Origin of the sequence: Brucella pituitosa, assembly GCF_965577835.1 — a bacterium.
Classification (GTDB): Bacteria; Pseudomonadota; Alphaproteobacteria; order Rhizobiales; family Rhizobiaceae; genus Brucella; species Brucella pituitosa.
Genome location: NZ_OZ264093.1, coordinates 1,310,074 through 1,326,678 on the forward strand (window position 1 = coordinate 1,310,074; position 16,605 = coordinate 1,326,678).

Consider the following 16,605-nt stretch of genomic DNA (forward strand, 5'->3'; position numbering starts at 1 on the left):
ATGCATTCAGGGTGAAGCCTCCAGTCAACCGGCGGCTGAAAACAGCCCGTCACCTGACGAGCCTGCCTGTACCGCATGGAGGCGCTTGTAGCGTCCATTCTTTACAGACAGGAGTTCGGCATGATTGCCCTGCTCGACAATCTGGCCATCCTCGACAACCATAATTCGGTCCGCATTAACGATGGTTGCAAGGCGATGTGCAATTACCAACGTTGTGCGACCAACTGAAAGCTCCGACAAAGACTGCTGGATCGCGCGCTCGGTTTCCGTATCGAGAGCAGAGGTGGCTTCGTCGAGAATCAGGATCGGTGGATTGCGCAAGAAAATACGCGCGATTGCGAGACGTTGCTTCTGTCCACCGGAAAGCTTGACGCCCCGCTCGCCGATAACCGTGTCATAACCTTCTGGCATTGCAGCAATGACTGCATCCAGACGCGCGCGACGGGCGGCATCGGCAATTTCCTGATCACTTGCGTCCAAACGACCATAGGCAATATTCTCGCGGATAGTTCCTGCGAACAGAAAGACATCCTGACTGACAATTCCGATGTTGGAACGCAGCGATTTCAGCGTCATGTCGCGAATGTCTATACCGTCAACCAGAATGGCCCCGCCATTAACTTCGTAAAACCGTGGCAACAACGAGCAGATCGTCGTCTTGCCCGCCCCCGACGAGCCAACAAAAGCGATTGTTTCGCCCGCATTGATTGTCATGTTCAGGCCATCGAAGATTGGTCGCTCGGAATTATAACCAAAGCTGACATCGCGGTATTCGATATCACCTTTGAGGCGTGCAACCGATTTTGCATTCGGACGATCAGCAATATCAGGGCGGGTATCGAGAAACTGGATATAGCGTTGAAAACCGGCAATACCCTTCGGATAGGTTTCGATAACCGAATTGATCTTATCGATTGGGCGGAAGAAGACGTTGACGAGCAACAGGAAGCCGACAAAGCCACCCGCAGTCAGTTCACCGCGCACGACAAACCAGGCACCTGCAAGCATAACCACGACCTGCACAAAGCGCATCGAGAGATAAGACAGCGACATAGAGGCTGCCATGATCTTGTAGGCGGCGAGCTTTGTTTTTTGATAGTTCTCGTTGCTTTCCGCAAAGAGCTTGCGCTCATGGTCTTCATTGGTGAAGGCCTGCACGACACGGATACCGCCGACATTTTCTTCAATACGGGCATTGAAGTCACCGACACGGCGATAGAGCGCATGCCATGTTGTTGTCATGCGGCCGCCATAGCGCAGCGTCACATAGGCGCAAAGCGGCACAATCACAGCCGTTATTAGGGCCAATGGAACATGAACCCACATCATAAGACAGAACGCGCCGATCAGTGTCATGATGGCGATAAACAGATCTTCCGGTCCATGATGCGCGACTTCGCCGATCTCTTCGAGATCTTTCGTCAATCTGGCAACCAGATGGCCAGTTTTCTGATTATCGAAGAAGCCGAAGGACAGCTTTTGCAAATGATCGAAAGCCTTGCGGCGCATCTCGGTCTCAATATTGATGCCGAGCATGTGGCCCCAATAGGTTACGATAACCTGCAGGAAAGCATTGAGCACATAGATCCCAAGCAAACCGATGGCTGCCAGTGAAATAAGGCCAAGCTGGCCCGTTGGCAGCAGCCGGTCGATGAAGAGTGTTACTGCAATCGGAAAGGCGAGCTCCAGAAGACCCGCAGCCACAGCACTTGAAAAGTCCAGTATAAACAAACCGCGATGCGGTCGGTAATAGCTGGCAAAGCGTTTCAACAAATCGGCCACGGCCCGGCTCCTTCTATTCACAATTAGTAGGGTGCCTAGCGCATTCCGTTTGCAAGCGAAAGGTTATTATGAACTCCGAGGTCAGCATTTTTCGGAAACAGCCTATCAATCAAGCGGGGGCAAACAAATGTGCCCAAACCGCTTGTTTTGGAGCGCGTTTCGATCTGATTGGATCAGCTCGACGCTCTAAATATTTGTTTTAACGCGCATCTTTGCCCGAAAACCGTTTCACACTTTTCGGGATGCGCTCTAGCTTCAGTCTGCATTAACCGGCCATGAAACCTACTGCGTCCTTGTGCCAATATCCGGCAACAAGTGTACTCTCTCGGCTCTTGCCGAGTGTCTGCCGCCAATATTGTCGAACAATCTTGGCCTGATCCGCCTCGCCCGCAAACCAGCCGAAACTATCCGGACCTTCTGGCCATTCGGCTTCGCAGAGAATTTGCGTCAATGTTTCTGCGGCACGCTTCTGATCTGAATCGATAATCCAGTCGACGGAAACACCTTGCGGATGCTGCAACGGCTGTACGTCTTTCTCACTATCGACAGCGATGATAACACGGCCTGTTACGTCCGGGGAAAATTCCTCCAGCATACGTCCTATAGCTGGCAACCCGGTGGCGTCGGCTCCGATCAGGTAACGGCTCGCCTGGCGCAGCGGACGTCCCACTGGTCCCATCAGGCCAACAGTATCGCCAATCTGCACGCCTTTAGCCCATTTGCAGGCCAAGCCTTCCACTTCATGCAGATAGAAGTCTATTTCAAGCCAGCCAGCATCGATATCAAGTCCGCGGATCGTATAGGCACGTGATGCCGGTTTGCGTGCTTCATCGGGCCAGAATGGCAGGCCATTTGGTCCCATGATAGGCCAGACTGGCTCAGGCACCTCTTCTGTCGGAAGTAATAGGCGAACATGCATAGCTCCAAAGAGCGAAAAGCGCTTCAGGTCTTCTCCGGCAAGCCGCACGCGCAACATATGCGGTGTGAAAAGGCTCGTCGATAAAACGTGCATCAGTCGAAACTGCGGCAGAACCTGTTCTCCTGCACGGTCGCCTTGCCACACAATCTCCGGCGCTTCTTCTTTGGTGTAAAGCTTGATGGCGACGGCTGCGAGGTCTTTGAGACGATGCAAACCGATATCCTCATCAGCGAAAAGCGAAACGCGATAGCCGTTATCAGCGGCATCAATTTCTATCCGACCGAAATCGTAACCGAAAGCATGGCGACCTTCATGGCTATCATACTGAGCCTGATAGGAATTCAGCCGGTCAATAATGCTCGGCAGATAAGCTTCGCCTTTCTGAAGGCTAATATGGGAATGGCTTGTCAGCCTGGCTGTCAGTTCTGATGACGTCTTGGACACGGCTTTTCTCAATCTGTGTTTTCCAGAATCTTACTAGCATAAAGTTGAGTGTTCTGGAAAAGTTTTGTTGTTCTGATCGGAGGTGGCGGGCGAGGTAAATAGCCGCCTCGCCCGCTGCAAAATCAGCCGCCGATGCGACCAGTGATGGCGATCTTAAAAGTGCGCCCTTTTGCCTGTTCGATGTCCGTGCTTGTGGCCCAACCGGTCTGTGCATCGGTATAGGCTTTGTTGAAGAGGTTATCGACGCCGAAGTCGAGTTTCACATTGTCAGTAACCTGCCAATTGGCGAAGATGTTTACGAGATCGACGCGCGGATAGACTTTGATGCCACCCGTTGTAAGCGCACGATTGACCTTGCCGATGCTTTCATATTCGACACCGTAAACCAGCTTTTCTTCAAAGGCCTTCAGGCCCAACGTTGCACTGAGGTTGTTGAGCGGCGTGTTGCTCAGGCTTTCGCCCTTGTAAACACCATCCTTCATTTCCGCGTCGGTATAAGAAGCCGCAAGGTTCACGTAGCCCCACCAGTTGTCATAGGTGCCTTCCAGCTCCACCCCGCGCAGACGTGCATCGCCGACATTCTCAGATGTCGTCACACTGCCGGTCTTGACGGTGTTGATGTAATTCTTGACGTCTGTATGGAAGAGGTTGAGCTTGGCGCGAACCTGATCGCCAGCGTCCAGAATGCCATCCTGACGCAGATTGACGCCAAATTCATAAGAAGTTGCGACTTCGGGCTTGAGAAGCAGGTTCGGTTCATATCCTGAACCGTGCGCTCCGTTCTGCCTGAACATGTCCTGCATATGGGGAACTCGATATCCCTGAGAATACAGGCCGTAAAACTGAACACCATCCCACGGCGTCACACCGACGCTGAAACGCGGCGAAACGCGATTGCCATCGACGCTGACATCTTCCGAAGGCAGAACATTGGTGGCCTTGGTCGTGCCGTCAAGGCGGTAGCCATCGTAACGCAGGGCACCGATCAGCTCGAGCCACTTCTGATAATCACCCTGCCACTGGATAACGCCGCCATAAGCCTGCTGTTCGCCGTTGCCAAAGTTGTCGGTGTCAGATTCACCGCGCATCTTATAATAGTCCACGCCATAAGTGAGCGTATGGCTCATGGCCGCCGTTTCAAAGCGTGAACTGTTATAGGCACGGAAACCAGCTGTCGAAACATCGTAGTAACGGGTCTTGCCTATGTTGGCCTTGGTCCAGACCTGATACTGGTCATTGTCGGTATCGCTGTAATAGGCATTAACCGACAGATCCCAGAATGGATTATCGTCAGGCTTATAGGTGTAGTTGCCGGTATAGGTGCTGACAATCGTTTCAGCATTATAGCGAGACAGTGTGCTGGAGGTAGATCCGCTGCTGCCCGTCATGATGTCGTTATATTTCTGGCGCTGGAAACCGAGTTTGACCTCGTGACCGTCTGCCGGTCGGATTGTGATTTTACCAAGGCCACTGACGACGCGTTCACCGGTCCAGCGGACGACATCGCCATCACCATTCTTATAGGCATCGCTATCACGATAATTGATGTTGCCAATAACATCGAAGTTCGGATTGAGGCGATAGGCGCCGACCGTACTGGTCATCCAGCCATTTCCGTTGCTTTCGTAACGCAGCTTTTCGCTCAACGCCCAGGTTTCGTCGTCGCGCAGGAAGTCGCCCGCATCTTTGGTTTCAAAAGCGACAAGACCGCCGATGCCACCAGAACCGTATGCATTGGAAACAGGTCCGCGAATAACCGTTACCTGCTTGAGCATTTCCGGGTCGATATAGAATGAACCTGAGCCGTGACCGACACGCCAATAATCCTGACGTGCGCCGTCAATCGTTACTGCAACACGACCATACTCCTGAAGACCGCGAATATTGATCGATGTCGCCGGGTCGTCTCCGTTCAAGGACGCATGCACGCCGGGTGTCGAACGGAAAATGTCAGCGGCCGTCGTTGCCTGAATGCGATCAAGCTGCTGCTGCGTGATGACACTCGTGGATGCCATGGCATCAATGGCAGCCTGGTTCTGAATATTTGGGGAAATGGTAATTGTATCGAGTTGAAGTGCCTGCTCTTTCTTTTGAGCCAGCTGATCCGCCCCCGCCGCTTTTTGATTCTGAACAGTTTGTCCAAAAGCGGGCATTGCCGCCAGAAGACTCAAACCAATTGCTCCGCCCAAAACCGTTGTTTCCAACAGATAGCTGCCGCGTCTCGACTTCATTTTCATTGCAACCCCCGAATTGGCTGTCACCGCCATGTCATTAAGATGATAAAAAGACTCATGTTAACTGGAGGCTATATTAATCATGATATTATGAGTCAACTTTAAATATACAAATGTGGATAAGGGGTATGCGCGGGTTGTGGAACGCCAGGCGTCATAAAGGTTTAATCGATTAAAGAAAGGAACGTTAAGTTCGTTGGGAAGAGATATAACATCTGATCGACTTGTGTATTTTTTTACATAAGGATTAAAAAATTACACAATGCAAGTTGGGCGATGAAGACTGTGAAATTAAAGCTTCATAGCTATTTTGTAGGAGTGCTCATTCCTACATTGATTTCAGTAAATTCTGAAAATTAGAGTTGAATATTAAGGGGTTGCTTTTTAATCGCTGGCCGTTATTGTCGGCTCCACTTGGAGGAGGATAGAGCCGCCCCAGCGCGTATATCGCTGCGGGGCGGTTTCTTTTTTAAGCTATTCATAAATGCATAACTGCTTTGCAGCATCGCCTCTTGTAAGTGGCGGGTCCCGCTCCTATTTTGGGGTTGTTCAGTTTCACTCCTCCTCCCAGAAACTGAACGCGAAGCGCGGCACTCCTCCTCCCAGTCGCGCTTTACAGATCAGCCCGTTGCACACTCCTCCTCCCAGTGCAGCGGGCTTTCTTGCTTTTAAGCCCCTCCCGCACCGTGTGAGTTTTTAATCAGCGTCTGTCTGAGGCGGAATTACCGTGTTCTGCTCTTGAGCCAAAAGCGACCAGGCAGCGATGAACATTGCCGCAATCATTGGGCCGACGACAAAACCATTTATTCCCACCAGCGAAATACCGCCAATCGTCGAGATGAGTATGACAAAGTCGGGCATACGCGTGCCTTTACCGACCAGCGGCGGGCGCAGGAAGTTGTCGATCAGGCCGATTACGAAAACACCTACGAACACAAGGACTGCCGCCTTTATCCAGATACCGTTGACCATAAACCAGATGGCTGCCGGTCCCCATACGAGAGAAGCGCCGACAACGGGAAGCAGTGAGAAGATTGTCATCATCACCCCCCAAAGCAATGCGGCCTCAATGCCAAGGAACCAGAAGGTCAAGCCGCCAAGCGTTCCTTGAATAAGCGCTATAATGATGTTGCCTTTAACGGTGGCGCGGATGACTGCGGTAAACTTATCCAGAAGTTGGCCAGTATATTCATCGGTAAGAGGAATGGCCTGGCGAATTTTAGCGCCCAGTTCTGCGCCATCGCGGAACAGGAAAAACAGCAAATAGATCATGATGCCGAAGCTGATGAAGAACTGAAGTGTGTTCTGACCAAAGCTCACCAACCGGCCAGCAAAGATTTGACTGCCCTGCAAGATGGCGGATGAAATGCGCGAACGCCATTCGGCAAAACTACCAAGTTCAAAACGAACCATCCATTCCTCAAGGGAGTCGGGCAAAGCTCCCAGAATGCTGGTTATATAGCTATTCAGATCGAACTCACGCGTACTGAGCCGCTGATAGAGCGAATTGCCTTCCTGAACCAGCGATCCAAAGATCAAAAGCGTTGGAATGATCACCAAACAGATACACATCAACACCGACAACAGCGCGGCAACATTGCGCCGCCCACGCAGAACCCGCAGCAGCCATTGTTGAACCGGATAGAATATGACCGCGAGGATAACGCCCCAAAGAACCGCAGAATAATAAGGAATAAGCAGCCACGTGAAGGCTATAGTGACCAGAGCCAGAAGAATATAGAAACTTACGCGCTGGACGGACATGAGATCTCTTTAGTCTGGAGTTTGCGTCAAACGTGACCGCAATTCATTTTGCATTCAACAAACACTAATGCATTTGAGCAAAAAGTGCGAAGCGGTTTTACGTGAGGCAAATGCGATAAAACAAACAAATAACGTGGTTTGAACGATTCAATATTGAATGAAATTGTCTCCTGACTAAGTCTGTATTTTTCACAGGCGCTGGTTGGACGTAAGCCATTAGAAATGAAGTGTTTGATCTCTTGCTAATAAGCATTGTGATCACCTTATCGCCATTTTGTTTATGATGGGAATTAATATTGTTGACAATCTTTTAGATGTGACGTTCAATCCATCATGCTCTTCTCCATCAAACGAGAGAGGGGTGATTTAAACAAGGGGAATAAAAATGTTTAACAGACGCGCAGTTATCAAAACTGCGGCGCTGGGCGCCGTTTCACTTTTTGCGCTCATGTCCGCCAATGCCTCCCAAGCAGCAGACAAAGAACTCAAAATCGGTTTTGTCGGTGTAACCAGTGGGCCCGCTGCGGCATGGGGCACTTCTAACGTTCGTTCGATGCAGGTACGTGCAGACTGGCTTAATGAGTCCGGTGGTGTGAAGATCGGCGATGATACTTACAAGATCAACATCGTCACTTTCGATGACCAGAAAGATCCCAAGCGTGCCATTGCCGGCATGGAAAAAATGGCTCAGGAAGGCGTGCATTACGTCGTAGGGCCAAATGTAGATGACGGTGCCGCTGCCGTGCGGCCGGTCGCCGAATCCAAAGGGATCATCTACTTCCCTTATTCATTCCCGAAAGAGCTTTATACGCCCCCAGCATCCAACGCTGTTCTGGGTATGATCGCCAACTATCAGTCCGGTCCGGCGATCTATAAATACCTCAAGGACAATAAGGGCATTAAGAGCGTCGCATTCGTTGCCGCCAATGAATCAGATCCGCTGAGCCAGCGCGATAGCGGCATCGAAGCTGCCAAGGCTCTTGGCCTTGAAGTCGTTTCTACCAGCGATGCCTACCAGAACGACACCCGTGATTTTACGCCGGTTTTGACACCGATCATCATGCAGAAGCCTGACCTTCTGGTTCTTTCAGGTGTTGCACCAGGCAATGCGCCACTTCTCATCCGTGCCGCGCGTGAGCTCGGTTACGAGGGCTTCATCTCAACCGAAACTGCTCAAGACGCCAAAGTTCTTGAAGAAGGTGCGGGTGAGCTTGCGAATGGCTTCATTTCTGTAGGCGGTGCTTCGACGCCGGAAATCGCGTCAGACACCATGAAGGAATTCGTTGATCGCTACACGAAAGCCTACGGCGAGTATAATGACGAGTCCAACACCAAGGTTTATGCGCTCGACTATATTATCGAAACGATCAAAGCCAATCCTGCTGCAATCGACAATGTCAAAGAATTCATGAAGACCATGGATACATTTTCCGCAAAGAACCCTTTCGTGAAGGGGGACGATGCGAAGTTGACTTATGTTGGCACGACGTCGTTTGGCCAGAAGCGCCAGATCGGCATTCCGATGGTTGTGACAGAGTACAAGGACGGCAAGTTTGAAACGCTGTTCGTGGCGAAAGTCGATTAAACGAACGGCACTCAAGCAATAGCCTGATGCGGTGTTATGGTCCGCATCAGGCCTCCCAACCGTAAAGAACTGTCACGGAGGCTTTGGCTTGGCCCTGTCTCCGCAGGGGGAGTCTGCCTTCATGGAACAAATTATAGCCAATGGGCTGTATCTCGGTGCGCAATATGCACTGATCGCGTTAGGATTGACGCTGATTTTCGCACTGATGAACGTCCTCAACTTCGCGCACGGCCAGATGTATGTGCTCGGCGGCTTCGTCACTTACACGATCTATGGTCAGCTCGGCTTACCATTTGTCGTGGCGTTGCTCGCCTCTGCAGTCACTTTGATGATTGTCGGTGCACTGATTGAGAAGCTTTTATTCAGGCCCGTCATCAAACGAAGTCTGCGAGATGAAAGCACAATGCTGCTTGCGGCGGCGGTCGCGTTCTTTCTCGATGCGATTATCCTTCTGCTTTTTGGCGAAAAGCAGCGCGGCGTGCCAAAAATCATAAACGGTGTCTTCGTTTCTGATTGGCTGATAATGCCTTATGACCGCATGTTGATCGGCGCACTCGCCGTCATCTTCATCGCTGCTTTCGTTCTCTTTATGCAGTTTACGAAACCCGGTCGTGCAATGCGCGCGCTCGCCCAGGACCGCGTGGCTGCGCAGTTGATGGGTGTGAATGTTGATCGATATTCGATGATTGGCTTCGCAATGGGAGCTATGCTGGCAGGCCTCGTCGGCGGTCTGCTGGTTGCCATTACCGGTGTTAATTCAGGTATTGGTGGAGCAATTTCCATCAAGGCTTTCATGATGGTGATGATTGGTGGCGCAGGTGTCGTCAGCGGTGCAATTGCCGGCGGCTTCATCCTAGGCATGCTGGAGTCGGTCGGCCTCACTGTGCTGCGTCCTTATGGTGATATCACCTATCTCGTCATCTTTGCCGGGCTGATGGTCTTCCTCAGTCTCCGCCCGAATGGGCTTATGGGCAAACCTTGGGGTTGATGGGGGCAATCATGACAAAGACAACAAAACTCCTTGGCGTCGTTGCCTTTCTCGCACTCGTACTGATCGGCATTCCGCTGCTCATCGAAGTAACCGGACGCAACGACCTTTATTATACACTGACTTCCGTGGCCTTGTTATCTATCGTCAGCGGTGGTGTTTGGCTTACCTTCTATATTGGCCGCATCAATATCGGTCAGGGTGCCTACGCATTGATGGGCGGCTATGTTTCGGCCATCCTCATGGTCAAATATGGCATTTCTTTCTGGCTGACGCTGCCATTGGCCGGACTGTTCTGTGCCTTCGCCAGTATCCTTATCGGCATACCGATCCTGAGGCTTCGCGGTGTTTACTTTGCTATGGTCACACTGGTGCTCACGGAAGTTGCGCGGTTGCTGGCGATGGCCTTGCCAATCACCAATGGTGCGAAGGGCATGGTCAGCATTCCGATGCCCGGCGGCATATCGATATTCGGCCTGACGATCCTGCCGGATTTCGCAACGCTCCAGAACCCGCGTGCAGCCTTCTATTACGTGTCGGTTGTGCTGATGGTGCTCTGCTTCGCCGGGCTTTACCGGCTTATTCATTCGCGCATCGGCGGGCTTTGCCAGTCGCTGCAACAGAACGAAGAACTCGCGTCCTCTATTGGCGTCAACATTACTTATCTGCGCGTACTGGCTTATGCCATTTCGTCTTTCCTTGGCGGTCTTGGCGGTGCGATGTTCGTGGCAATCTCGCAGTCAATCTATCCTTCGAGTTTCACTGTTACGGACTCTGTCAACTTCATGCTCAACTGCTTCCTTGGTGGGCTTGGCTATGTTTTCGGGCCAATCATCGGCACTTTTGTCCTCTATTTCGGTTGGGATTTCCTGTTTCAGACCGGAAAATTCCAGCTCCTTATCTTCTCAAGCCTGTTGATCATTCTGATGCTGTTCCTGCCTAACGGCCTGCTCAGCCTTCGACTGACTGGCAAGAAAGGATCGAGATCATGAGTGCACTTCTCGAAGTCAAAGGGCTGACCAAGCGTTTTGGCGGGCTTGTGGCAGTCAACGAGGTTTCCTTCTCGGTAAAGGAAAAGGAAATTCTATCTGTGATCGGGCCGAACGGTGCGGGAAAGTCGACTCTTTTCAAGCTGATCGCGTCTTTTATCACACCCACGACCGGCGAAGTTCGCTTTAAAGGTGAACGTATATCGGGGCTTGCTCCGCACATCGTCGCCCGTAAAGGCGTAGTTCGCACGTTTCAGGAAACGACTATCTTCAAAGGCATGACGGTGCGAGACAATGTGATTGTCGCTCATCACCTGCGCGCCAAAGCAAGTTTCCTCGGATGTTATGTCGGCACGGGGCTGGCTCGACAAGATCAGGAGGAATTTGGCCGTTCTGCCGACGAAATTCTTGAGTTTCTAGGGCTTGGCAGTCAGCGCAATGAAGTTGCCCAGACCCTTCCCCATGGTCATCTTCGAGCGCTTGGCATCGCGATCGGGTTGGCCACGGAGCCTAAGATCCTGCTGCTTGATGAACCTTTTGCCGGCATGAACCACGATGAAACCGTCAAAGCAGTGGAAATGGTGCGTGCCGTGCGGGATCGCGGGGTCACTGTTCTTCTCGTTGAACACGATATGCCAGCCGTCATGAATATCTCTGATCGGATCGTTGTCATCAATTTCGGTCAGAAGATTGCGGAAGGTACGCCTAAGGAGATTCAGGAGAACGAAAAAGTCATCGAAGCCTATCTCGGCGCAGAAGATGAAACGATTGGATACTGATCATGACAGAGCTTCTGAAAGTCAACGATGCCGAACTCTATTATGATCACGTATATGCCCTCAAAGGCGTTTCGCTGACAGTCAATGAAGGCGAGACAGTAGCCCTCATCGGTGCAAACGGCGCTGGAAAATCCTCAATTCTGCGAGCGATTACAGGGCTGAACAAATTGCGCAAAGGCGAGATTTATTTCGAGGGACGTCGCCTTGATGGAACACGTTCGGATACGATTGTTGAAATGGGTATCGCTATGGTGCCGGAGGGACGCCGTGTCTTTCCATATATGAGCGTGCGTGACAATCTCCTGATGGGAGCCTTTACCCGCTCCAGCAAGGCAGAAATCGCCAATACGCTGGAAATGGTGATGGGCCGCTTCCCTCGTCTGAAGGAGCGATACTCGCAAGCAGCAGGCACCATGAGTGGTGGTGAACAGCAGATGCTGGTTATCGGGCGCGCGCTTATGGCAAAACCTAAGCTATTGCTTCTTGATGAGCCATCATTGGGCGTTGCACCAAAGCTTGTGCAGGATATTGCGCGTTCGATTGTAGCCATCAACCGCGATGAAAAAGTGAGTGTTCTGCTCGTTGAGCAAAACTCGCGTATGGCACTTCGTATCTCGCAGCGGGCTTATGCGCTCACCACCGGTAAGATTGTGCTCTCCGGCAATTCAGAAGAACTCATCTCTGATGAGCGCGTGAAGAAACTTTATCTGGGGGGCGAAATCTAAGTTGCGACACCGGATCAGCAGCCGTGTCGTGGGGGCAAGGCACGGCTGCTTGAATTCTGCTTTGAGGCATTACTATGCCTAAAGAATTTTCAGAAATCGAGATCAGGATTTCTGCTTGAAAACAATAACTTGAAGCGCGAAGTGAATATTGCAAGGGCAACGCGCTTTAAGCCATCAACAACGATAAAAAAAGATGGTTTGAGGAAATGGACATACTTGTCGTCAACCCGAATACGACCGCTTCCATGACGCGTAAAATCGGCGAAGCCGCGCGAAGCGTAGCAGCGACCGATACCAATATCATAGCCGTCAATCCCAAGGACGGCCCACCCAGCATAGAAGGTTACTTCGACGAGGTTTTTGCAATTCCTGGTATGATCGGCGAAATGCAAAAGCATTCGTCGGCTGATGCCTGCATCATAGCTTGTTTCGACGATACGGGATTGGATGCTGCACGCTGTGCCAGCACAATGCCTGTGATTGGCATCGGTGAGGCTGCTTTCCACATGGCGAGCTTGATTTCAGGCAAGTTCAGTGTGGTAACCACCCTCTCCCGCTCCGTACCTGCTATCGAGCATAATCTGGTACGCTACGGGTTGGCGACGCGTTGCGCTCGTGTAAGAGCCAGCGATGTTGCCGTGTTGGAACTCGAAATTCCCGATTCTGATGCACGAAAGCGAATTTCTGAAGAGATAGCGCGCGCGATCCGGGATGATCATGCGGAAGCGATTGTGCTTGGCTGTGCAGGCATGGCTGATCTCGCTGCATCCTTATCGCAGGAACATGGCTTGCCGGTAATTGATGGTGTCACCGCTGCGGTCAAGCTCTGCGAAGGGCTGGTTAGTCTCGGCTTGAAGACATCCAAGAGAGGCGGATATTTGCCACCGCGGACAAAGACCTTTGAAGGGATGTTTGAACCATATTCACCAGGGCGGTGAGCTGAGCATAAGGATAATGTATCGACACCATGTTGTAGATCAAATGACCGAATTTGTTGACAATTATTAAGGTGAGTTCGATATGTACATGAAAAGCTCTGAAGGCTCTGTATGTTCGCAGAGCATTCTGCGGTCTGAATAACCTGGCATCCGGACACAAATGAATTTTTTTGGCTCTAACGCACCAGACACGACTGAAAACGGCAATAATAATGGGGCGGCACGCTGGCATTCCGTTTATCAAGGCTTGCGTGATGCAATCGTCAGCCATCAGTTACTGCCTGGCACCAAACTACCGGAAGATGAGCTGGCAACGATCTATTCTGTCAGCCGTGCAGTCGTGCGATCGGCTCTTCAAGCGCTGTCGCATGATCGCCTTGCGCGGCTTGAACCCAACCGCGGCGCTTTTGTTGCCGAACCCTCGCGGGAAGAAGCGCGAGAAGTGTTTGAGGCTCGAACTCTGGTTGAGCCGGAAGTTGCGGCACTTGCGGCCAAGGTGGCTACAGCGGCCGATATCGCCAGGCTCCGCAAGCATCTTGATGACGAACATGCCGCCCTCCATGCCGGTCGCGACAGCGATGCGATCAGGCTTTCGGCGCGCTTTCACCTCGACCTTGCAGAGATTGCAGGGCATTCCATTCTGGCAGGTTTTGTTGCCGAACTGTTGCCGCGCTCATCGCTGATTATTGCGCTTTATTGGCAACGCCGGGAAACGACCTGCGAAAGCCATGCTCATAATGCGCTTGTGGATGCTATTGAGCAGCATAAGGTTGAAGACGCGGAAACCTTGATGAAGACGCATATTCTGGATCTGCTTGCAGGTCTCAATCTTGATCGCATGGAAAAAGAACAGAAGCGCCTTTCAGACATTCTCCGTTAAATAAAAAGGCTGATCAAAGATCAGCCTTTTTATTAGAGTTAACGCGGAAAGCGCTGATTTTCTTCAAGAACATTCAGATCCATATGATTGCGCATGTAACGCTCCGATGCCTTCTGCAATGGCTGATAATCCCATGGATAATAAGCACCATTGCGAAGTGCTGGATAAACCACATGGCGCCGCGCCTGACTGGCTCGCACCTGACTATCATAAAGCTCAAGATCCCAACGCTTCTCGGCTTGGCGGATAAGACGCTCAAATGTTTCCCTATACTCAGGCGAGGCCGCCAGATTTTCCAGTTCATGCGGATCATTCACAAGATTGAACAATTGCGGGGGATCGACCCTACAGATATTCAGCTTCCAGTCGTCTTCCCGCAAAGAAACCATCGGTGCAATGGTGCCCTCGGCAGCATATTCTATAGGCACTGCGCCACGCGACGTTGCTCCTGAAGCAACATCAACAAGCGATACACCATCTGTCCATGGCATGATGCCCTTAAGGTCTATGCCCGCAAGATCGGAAAGCGTTGGTAGCACATCAAGCGTGGATACGGCTTCTTCTACCAATTCCGGCGTTAACTGGGGTGCCGCGATCATCAGTGGCACACGCGCAGAGCCTTCAAAGAAGTTCATTTTGAACCAAAGGCCACGTTCCCCGAGCATATCACCATGATCTGAAGTGAATACGATCAGTGTGTTCTCACTCATGCCGCACCGTTCAAGCACATCGAGAAGACTGCCAATTTTCTCATCGACATAGGAGATATTGGCAAAGTATGCCTGCCGGGCAGTTCTTATCTGCTCACGTGTGAGATCGTAATCTTCGGCCTTGCAGGCACACAGCAGACGCTCGCTGTGCGGGTCGATTTTGGTTTCTGGTAATGGTCCGATTTTAGGATCAAGTTCCGGAATATCCGCATAAAGATCATAGAAGCGTTTGCGGGCTACATAGGGGTCATGCGGATGTGTGAAGCTCACCGTTAGACACCAGGGGCGTTCATCATGACCGCGAGCGAGATCGTAGAGCTTGGCTTCTGCCTGATAGGCGACCTCGTCGTCATATTCGAGTTGATTGGTAATTTCTGCCGATCCCGCACCAGTGATCGAACCGAGGTTATGATACCACCAATCAATGCGTTCGCCGGGCTTGCGATAATCAGGTGTCCAGCCAAAATCAGCGGGATAGATGTCTGTCGTCAGGCGCTGCTCAAAGCCGTGCAGTTGATCCGGACCGACAAAATGCATTTTGCCAGATAGAGCTGTTTGATAGCCCGCATTGCGTAAATGATGCGCATAGGTTGGAATTTCGGAGGAAAATTCAGCAGCGTTGTCGTAGACGCCCGTTCGAGACGGTAGCTGTCCAGACATGAACGATGCACGTGCCGGAGCACATAGAGGGCTTGCGGTATAACAATTTGCAAAACGCGCTGAGCGCTCGGCAAGCTTGCGCAAGTTTGGCGCATGCAGAAATTCAGCAGGCCCATCAGGAAAGAATGTTCCGTTCAGCTGATCAACCATCAGAACGAGGATATTCGGCTTTTTCATTTGGCTAAGACCATAAATTAAAAGAAATCAAACGCAGAGCGGCGGACGTTGAAAACGCCCGCCGAAAATGGATGTTTAGCGCAGTTTAAAGGCCGAGTTTTGCCTTGACCGCCGCTGCTCCTGGTTCGCCTTTAAAAGTGGTGATGCCTTCGAGCCACTTATCGATATGCTCGGGATTGGCTTTCAGCCATGCAGTAGCTGCTGCTGGCCCTTCGGCACCTTCATTCAGGATCTTATCCATCAACTCGTTTTCAATATCGACCGTGAAGACAAGTTTCTTGAAGAAGTTCGCTGCATTCGGGCATTCGCCCGCCCAGCCAGTGCGAGAGAGGGTATAAACTTCAGCGCCGCCATAGTTGGGTCCGAAGTAATCATCACCACCAGACAGATATTCGATGTTAAGCTTGGTGTTCATGGGATGCGGCGCCCAGGCCAGGAAGACCACCCATTGCTTGTCCCGGTTTCTGCGATCAACCTGTGCAAGCATAGCCTGTTCGCTCGATTCTACGATCTTCCAGCCGTCGAGCTTGAATTTTTTGTCTTCGATGATTTTCTGAATATTTTGATTGGCCGGAGCTCCCGGCTCGATGCCAAAGATTTCTTTATCAAATTTGTCGGCATGAGCCGCGAGATCGGCGAAGTCCTTCACGCCTTCTTTGGCGACATAATCTGGTACAGCCAGAGTGAACTTGGCGCCTTCGAGATTTTTCACCAGAACTTCAGCAGCCTTGGCGCCATCGAGATCGTCACGGAATTTCTGTTGCGCCGGCATCCAGTTGCCAAGGAATACATCGGTGTTGCCAGTTTTAAGGGCCTCATAGCCAATCGGCACCGACATGGTTTTTACATCGGGCTTATAGCCCAGACCGTCGAGCAGCACGCTGGCGATGGAATTTGTTGAAGTGATATCTGTCCAACCCGGATCAGACATACGAATAGTTTCGCACTTTGCAGGATCTGCTGCAGAAGCCACGCTCGTAAGCCCCGTGAACGCCGCCAGTGCAAGTGTTGTCATTTTGAGATAGCGCATG

The 16,605-nt window shown here is 51.4% G+C and carries 13 protein-coding genes; 7 read left to right on the forward strand and 6 right to left on the reverse strand.

Features of this window, described 5'->3' with window-relative positions; all coding sequences use genetic code 11:
• Window positions 1-24: 24 nt before the first annotated feature.
• The 4 genes from ACSME1_RS17390 to ACSME1_RS17405 all read right to left on the reverse strand — a co-directional run bounded on the left by ACSME1_RS17390 (window position 25) and on the right by ACSME1_RS17405 (window position 7,143).
• Window positions 25-1,782 carry an ABC transporter ATP-binding protein gene (locus ACSME1_RS17390; RefSeq protein ID WP_105706286.1) on the reverse strand — a complete coding sequence of 586 codons (1,758 nt, stop codon included), beginning with the start codon at window positions 1,780-1,782 and terminating at the stop codon, window positions 25-27.
• 265 nt (window positions 1,783-2,047) lie between these two features.
• Window positions 2,048-3,145, reverse strand: a complete 1,098-nt coding sequence (locus ACSME1_RS17395) for a siderophore-interacting protein (protein WP_424576865.1) — start codon at window positions 3,143-3,145, stop codon at window positions 2,048-2,050.
• 122 nt (window positions 3,146-3,267) lie between these two features.
• The gene (locus ACSME1_RS17400) at window positions 3,268-5,376 is read right to left on the reverse strand and encodes a TonB-dependent hemoglobin/transferrin/lactoferrin family receptor (protein ID WP_435655083.1); all 2,109 of its coding nucleotides are present in this window, start codon (window positions 5,374-5,376) and stop codon (window positions 3,268-3,270) included.
• A 699-nt stretch (window positions 5,377-6,075) separates the two neighbouring features.
• A complete protein-coding gene (locus tag ACSME1_RS17405; protein ID WP_024896228.1) occupies window positions 6,076-7,143 on the reverse strand; it encodes an AI-2E family transporter in 1,068 nt (355 codons plus the stop codon).
• A gap of 385 nt (window positions 7,144-7,528) precedes the next feature.
• Between ACSME1_RS17405 and ACSME1_RS17410 the strand changes: the two genes are divergently transcribed.
• The 7 genes from ACSME1_RS17410 (at window position 7,529) to ACSME1_RS17440 (ending at window position 14,027) form a co-directional block, all read left to right on the forward strand.
• The gene (locus tag ACSME1_RS17410; protein WP_024896229.1) at window positions 7,529-8,728 is read left to right on the forward strand and encodes an ABC transporter substrate-binding protein; all 1,200 of its coding nucleotides are present in this window, start codon (window positions 7,529-7,531) and stop codon (window positions 8,726-8,728) included.
• A gap of 121 nt (window positions 8,729-8,849) precedes the next feature.
• Window positions 8,850-9,716, forward strand: coding sequence for a branched-chain amino acid ABC transporter permease (locus ACSME1_RS17415; protein WP_024896230.1), 867 nt, complete (start codon window positions 8,850-8,852; stop codon window positions 9,714-9,716).
• Between the two features lie 11 nt (window positions 9,717-9,727).
• Window positions 9,728-10,708, forward strand: a complete 981-nt coding sequence (locus tag ACSME1_RS17420; RefSeq protein ID WP_036566741.1) for a branched-chain amino acid ABC transporter permease — start codon at window positions 9,728-9,730, stop codon at window positions 10,706-10,708.
• Window positions 10,705-11,484: an ABC transporter ATP-binding protein gene (locus tag ACSME1_RS17425; protein ID WP_424576863.1), complete on the forward strand. Its 780-nt coding sequence runs from the start codon at window positions 10,705-10,707 to the stop codon at window positions 11,482-11,484. Before ACSME1_RS17420 ends, ACSME1_RS17425 begins: the two co-directional genes overlap by 4 nt.
• Window positions 11,485-11,486: 2 nt before the next feature.
• On the forward strand, window positions 11,487-12,209 hold the full coding sequence (locus ACSME1_RS17430; RefSeq protein ID WP_024896233.1) for an ABC transporter ATP-binding protein: 723 nt from the start codon (window positions 11,487-11,489) through the stop codon (window positions 12,207-12,209).
• A gap of 206 nt (window positions 12,210-12,415) precedes the next feature.
• The gene (locus ACSME1_RS17435) at window positions 12,416-13,147 is read left to right on the forward strand and encodes an aspartate/glutamate racemase family protein (protein ID WP_424576862.1); all 732 of its coding nucleotides are present in this window, start codon (window positions 12,416-12,418) and stop codon (window positions 13,145-13,147) included.
• Window positions 13,148-13,307: 160 nt separating this feature from the next.
• Window positions 13,308-14,027, forward strand: a complete 720-nt coding sequence (locus tag ACSME1_RS17440; protein WP_051514714.1) for a GntR family transcriptional regulator — start codon at window positions 13,308-13,310, stop codon at window positions 14,025-14,027.
• 38 nt (window positions 14,028-14,065) lie between these two features.
• Here the strand turns inward: ACSME1_RS17440 and betC are convergent, their stop codons facing one another.
• Window positions 14,066-15,574 (reverse strand): choline-sulfatase, encoded by a 1,509-nt coding sequence (gene betC, locus ACSME1_RS17445; RefSeq protein ID WP_435655084.1) that lies wholly within the window; start codon window positions 15,572-15,574, stop codon window positions 14,066-14,068.
• A gap of 85 nt (window positions 15,575-15,659) precedes the next feature.
• Window positions 15,660-16,604 carry a choline ABC transporter substrate-binding protein gene (choX, locus tag ACSME1_RS17450; RefSeq protein WP_435655085.1) on the reverse strand — a complete coding sequence of 315 codons (945 nt, stop codon included), beginning with the start codon at window positions 16,602-16,604 and terminating at the stop codon, window positions 15,660-15,662.
• Between the last annotated feature and the right edge of the window lies 1 nt (window position 16,605).

Coding starts and splice junctions, on each gene's coding strand:
- ACSME1_RS17400 (WP_435655083.1), bottom strand. CDS start 5,376: ATGAAGTCGAGACGCGGCAGCTATCTGTTGGAAACAACGGTTTTGGGC.
- ACSME1_RS17405 (WP_024896228.1), bottom strand. CDS start 7,143: ATGTCCGTCCAGCGCGTAAGTTTCTATATTCTTCTGGCTCTGGTCACT.
- ACSME1_RS17410 (WP_024896229.1), top strand. CDS start 7,529: ATGTTTAACAGACGCGCAGTTATCAAAACTGCGGCGCTGGGCGCCGTT.
- ACSME1_RS17415 (WP_024896230.1), top strand. CDS start 8,850: ATGGAACAAATTATAGCCAATGGGCTGTATCTCGGTGCGCAATATGCA.
- ACSME1_RS17420 (WP_036566741.1), top strand. CDS start 9,728: ATGACAAAGACAACAAAACTCCTTGGCGTCGTTGCCTTTCTCGCACTC.
- ACSME1_RS17425 (WP_424576863.1), top strand. CDS start 10,705: ATGAGTGCACTTCTCGAAGTCAAAGGGCTGACCAAGCGTTTTGGCGGG.
- ACSME1_RS17430 (WP_024896233.1), top strand. CDS start 11,487: ATGACAGAGCTTCTGAAAGTCAACGATGCCGAACTCTATTATGATCAC.
- ACSME1_RS17435 (WP_424576862.1), top strand. CDS start 12,416: ATGGACATACTTGTCGTCAACCCGAATACGACCGCTTCCATGACGCGT.
- ACSME1_RS17440 (WP_051514714.1), top strand. CDS start 13,308: ATGAATTTTTTTGGCTCTAACGCACCAGACACGACTGAAAACGGCAAT.
- betC (WP_435655084.1), bottom strand. CDS start 15,574: ATGAAAAAGCCGAATATCCTCGTTCTGATGGTTGATCAGCTGAACGGA.
- choX (WP_435655085.1), bottom strand. CDS start 16,604: ATGCGCTATCTCAAAATGACAACACTTGCACTGGCGGCGTTCACGGGG.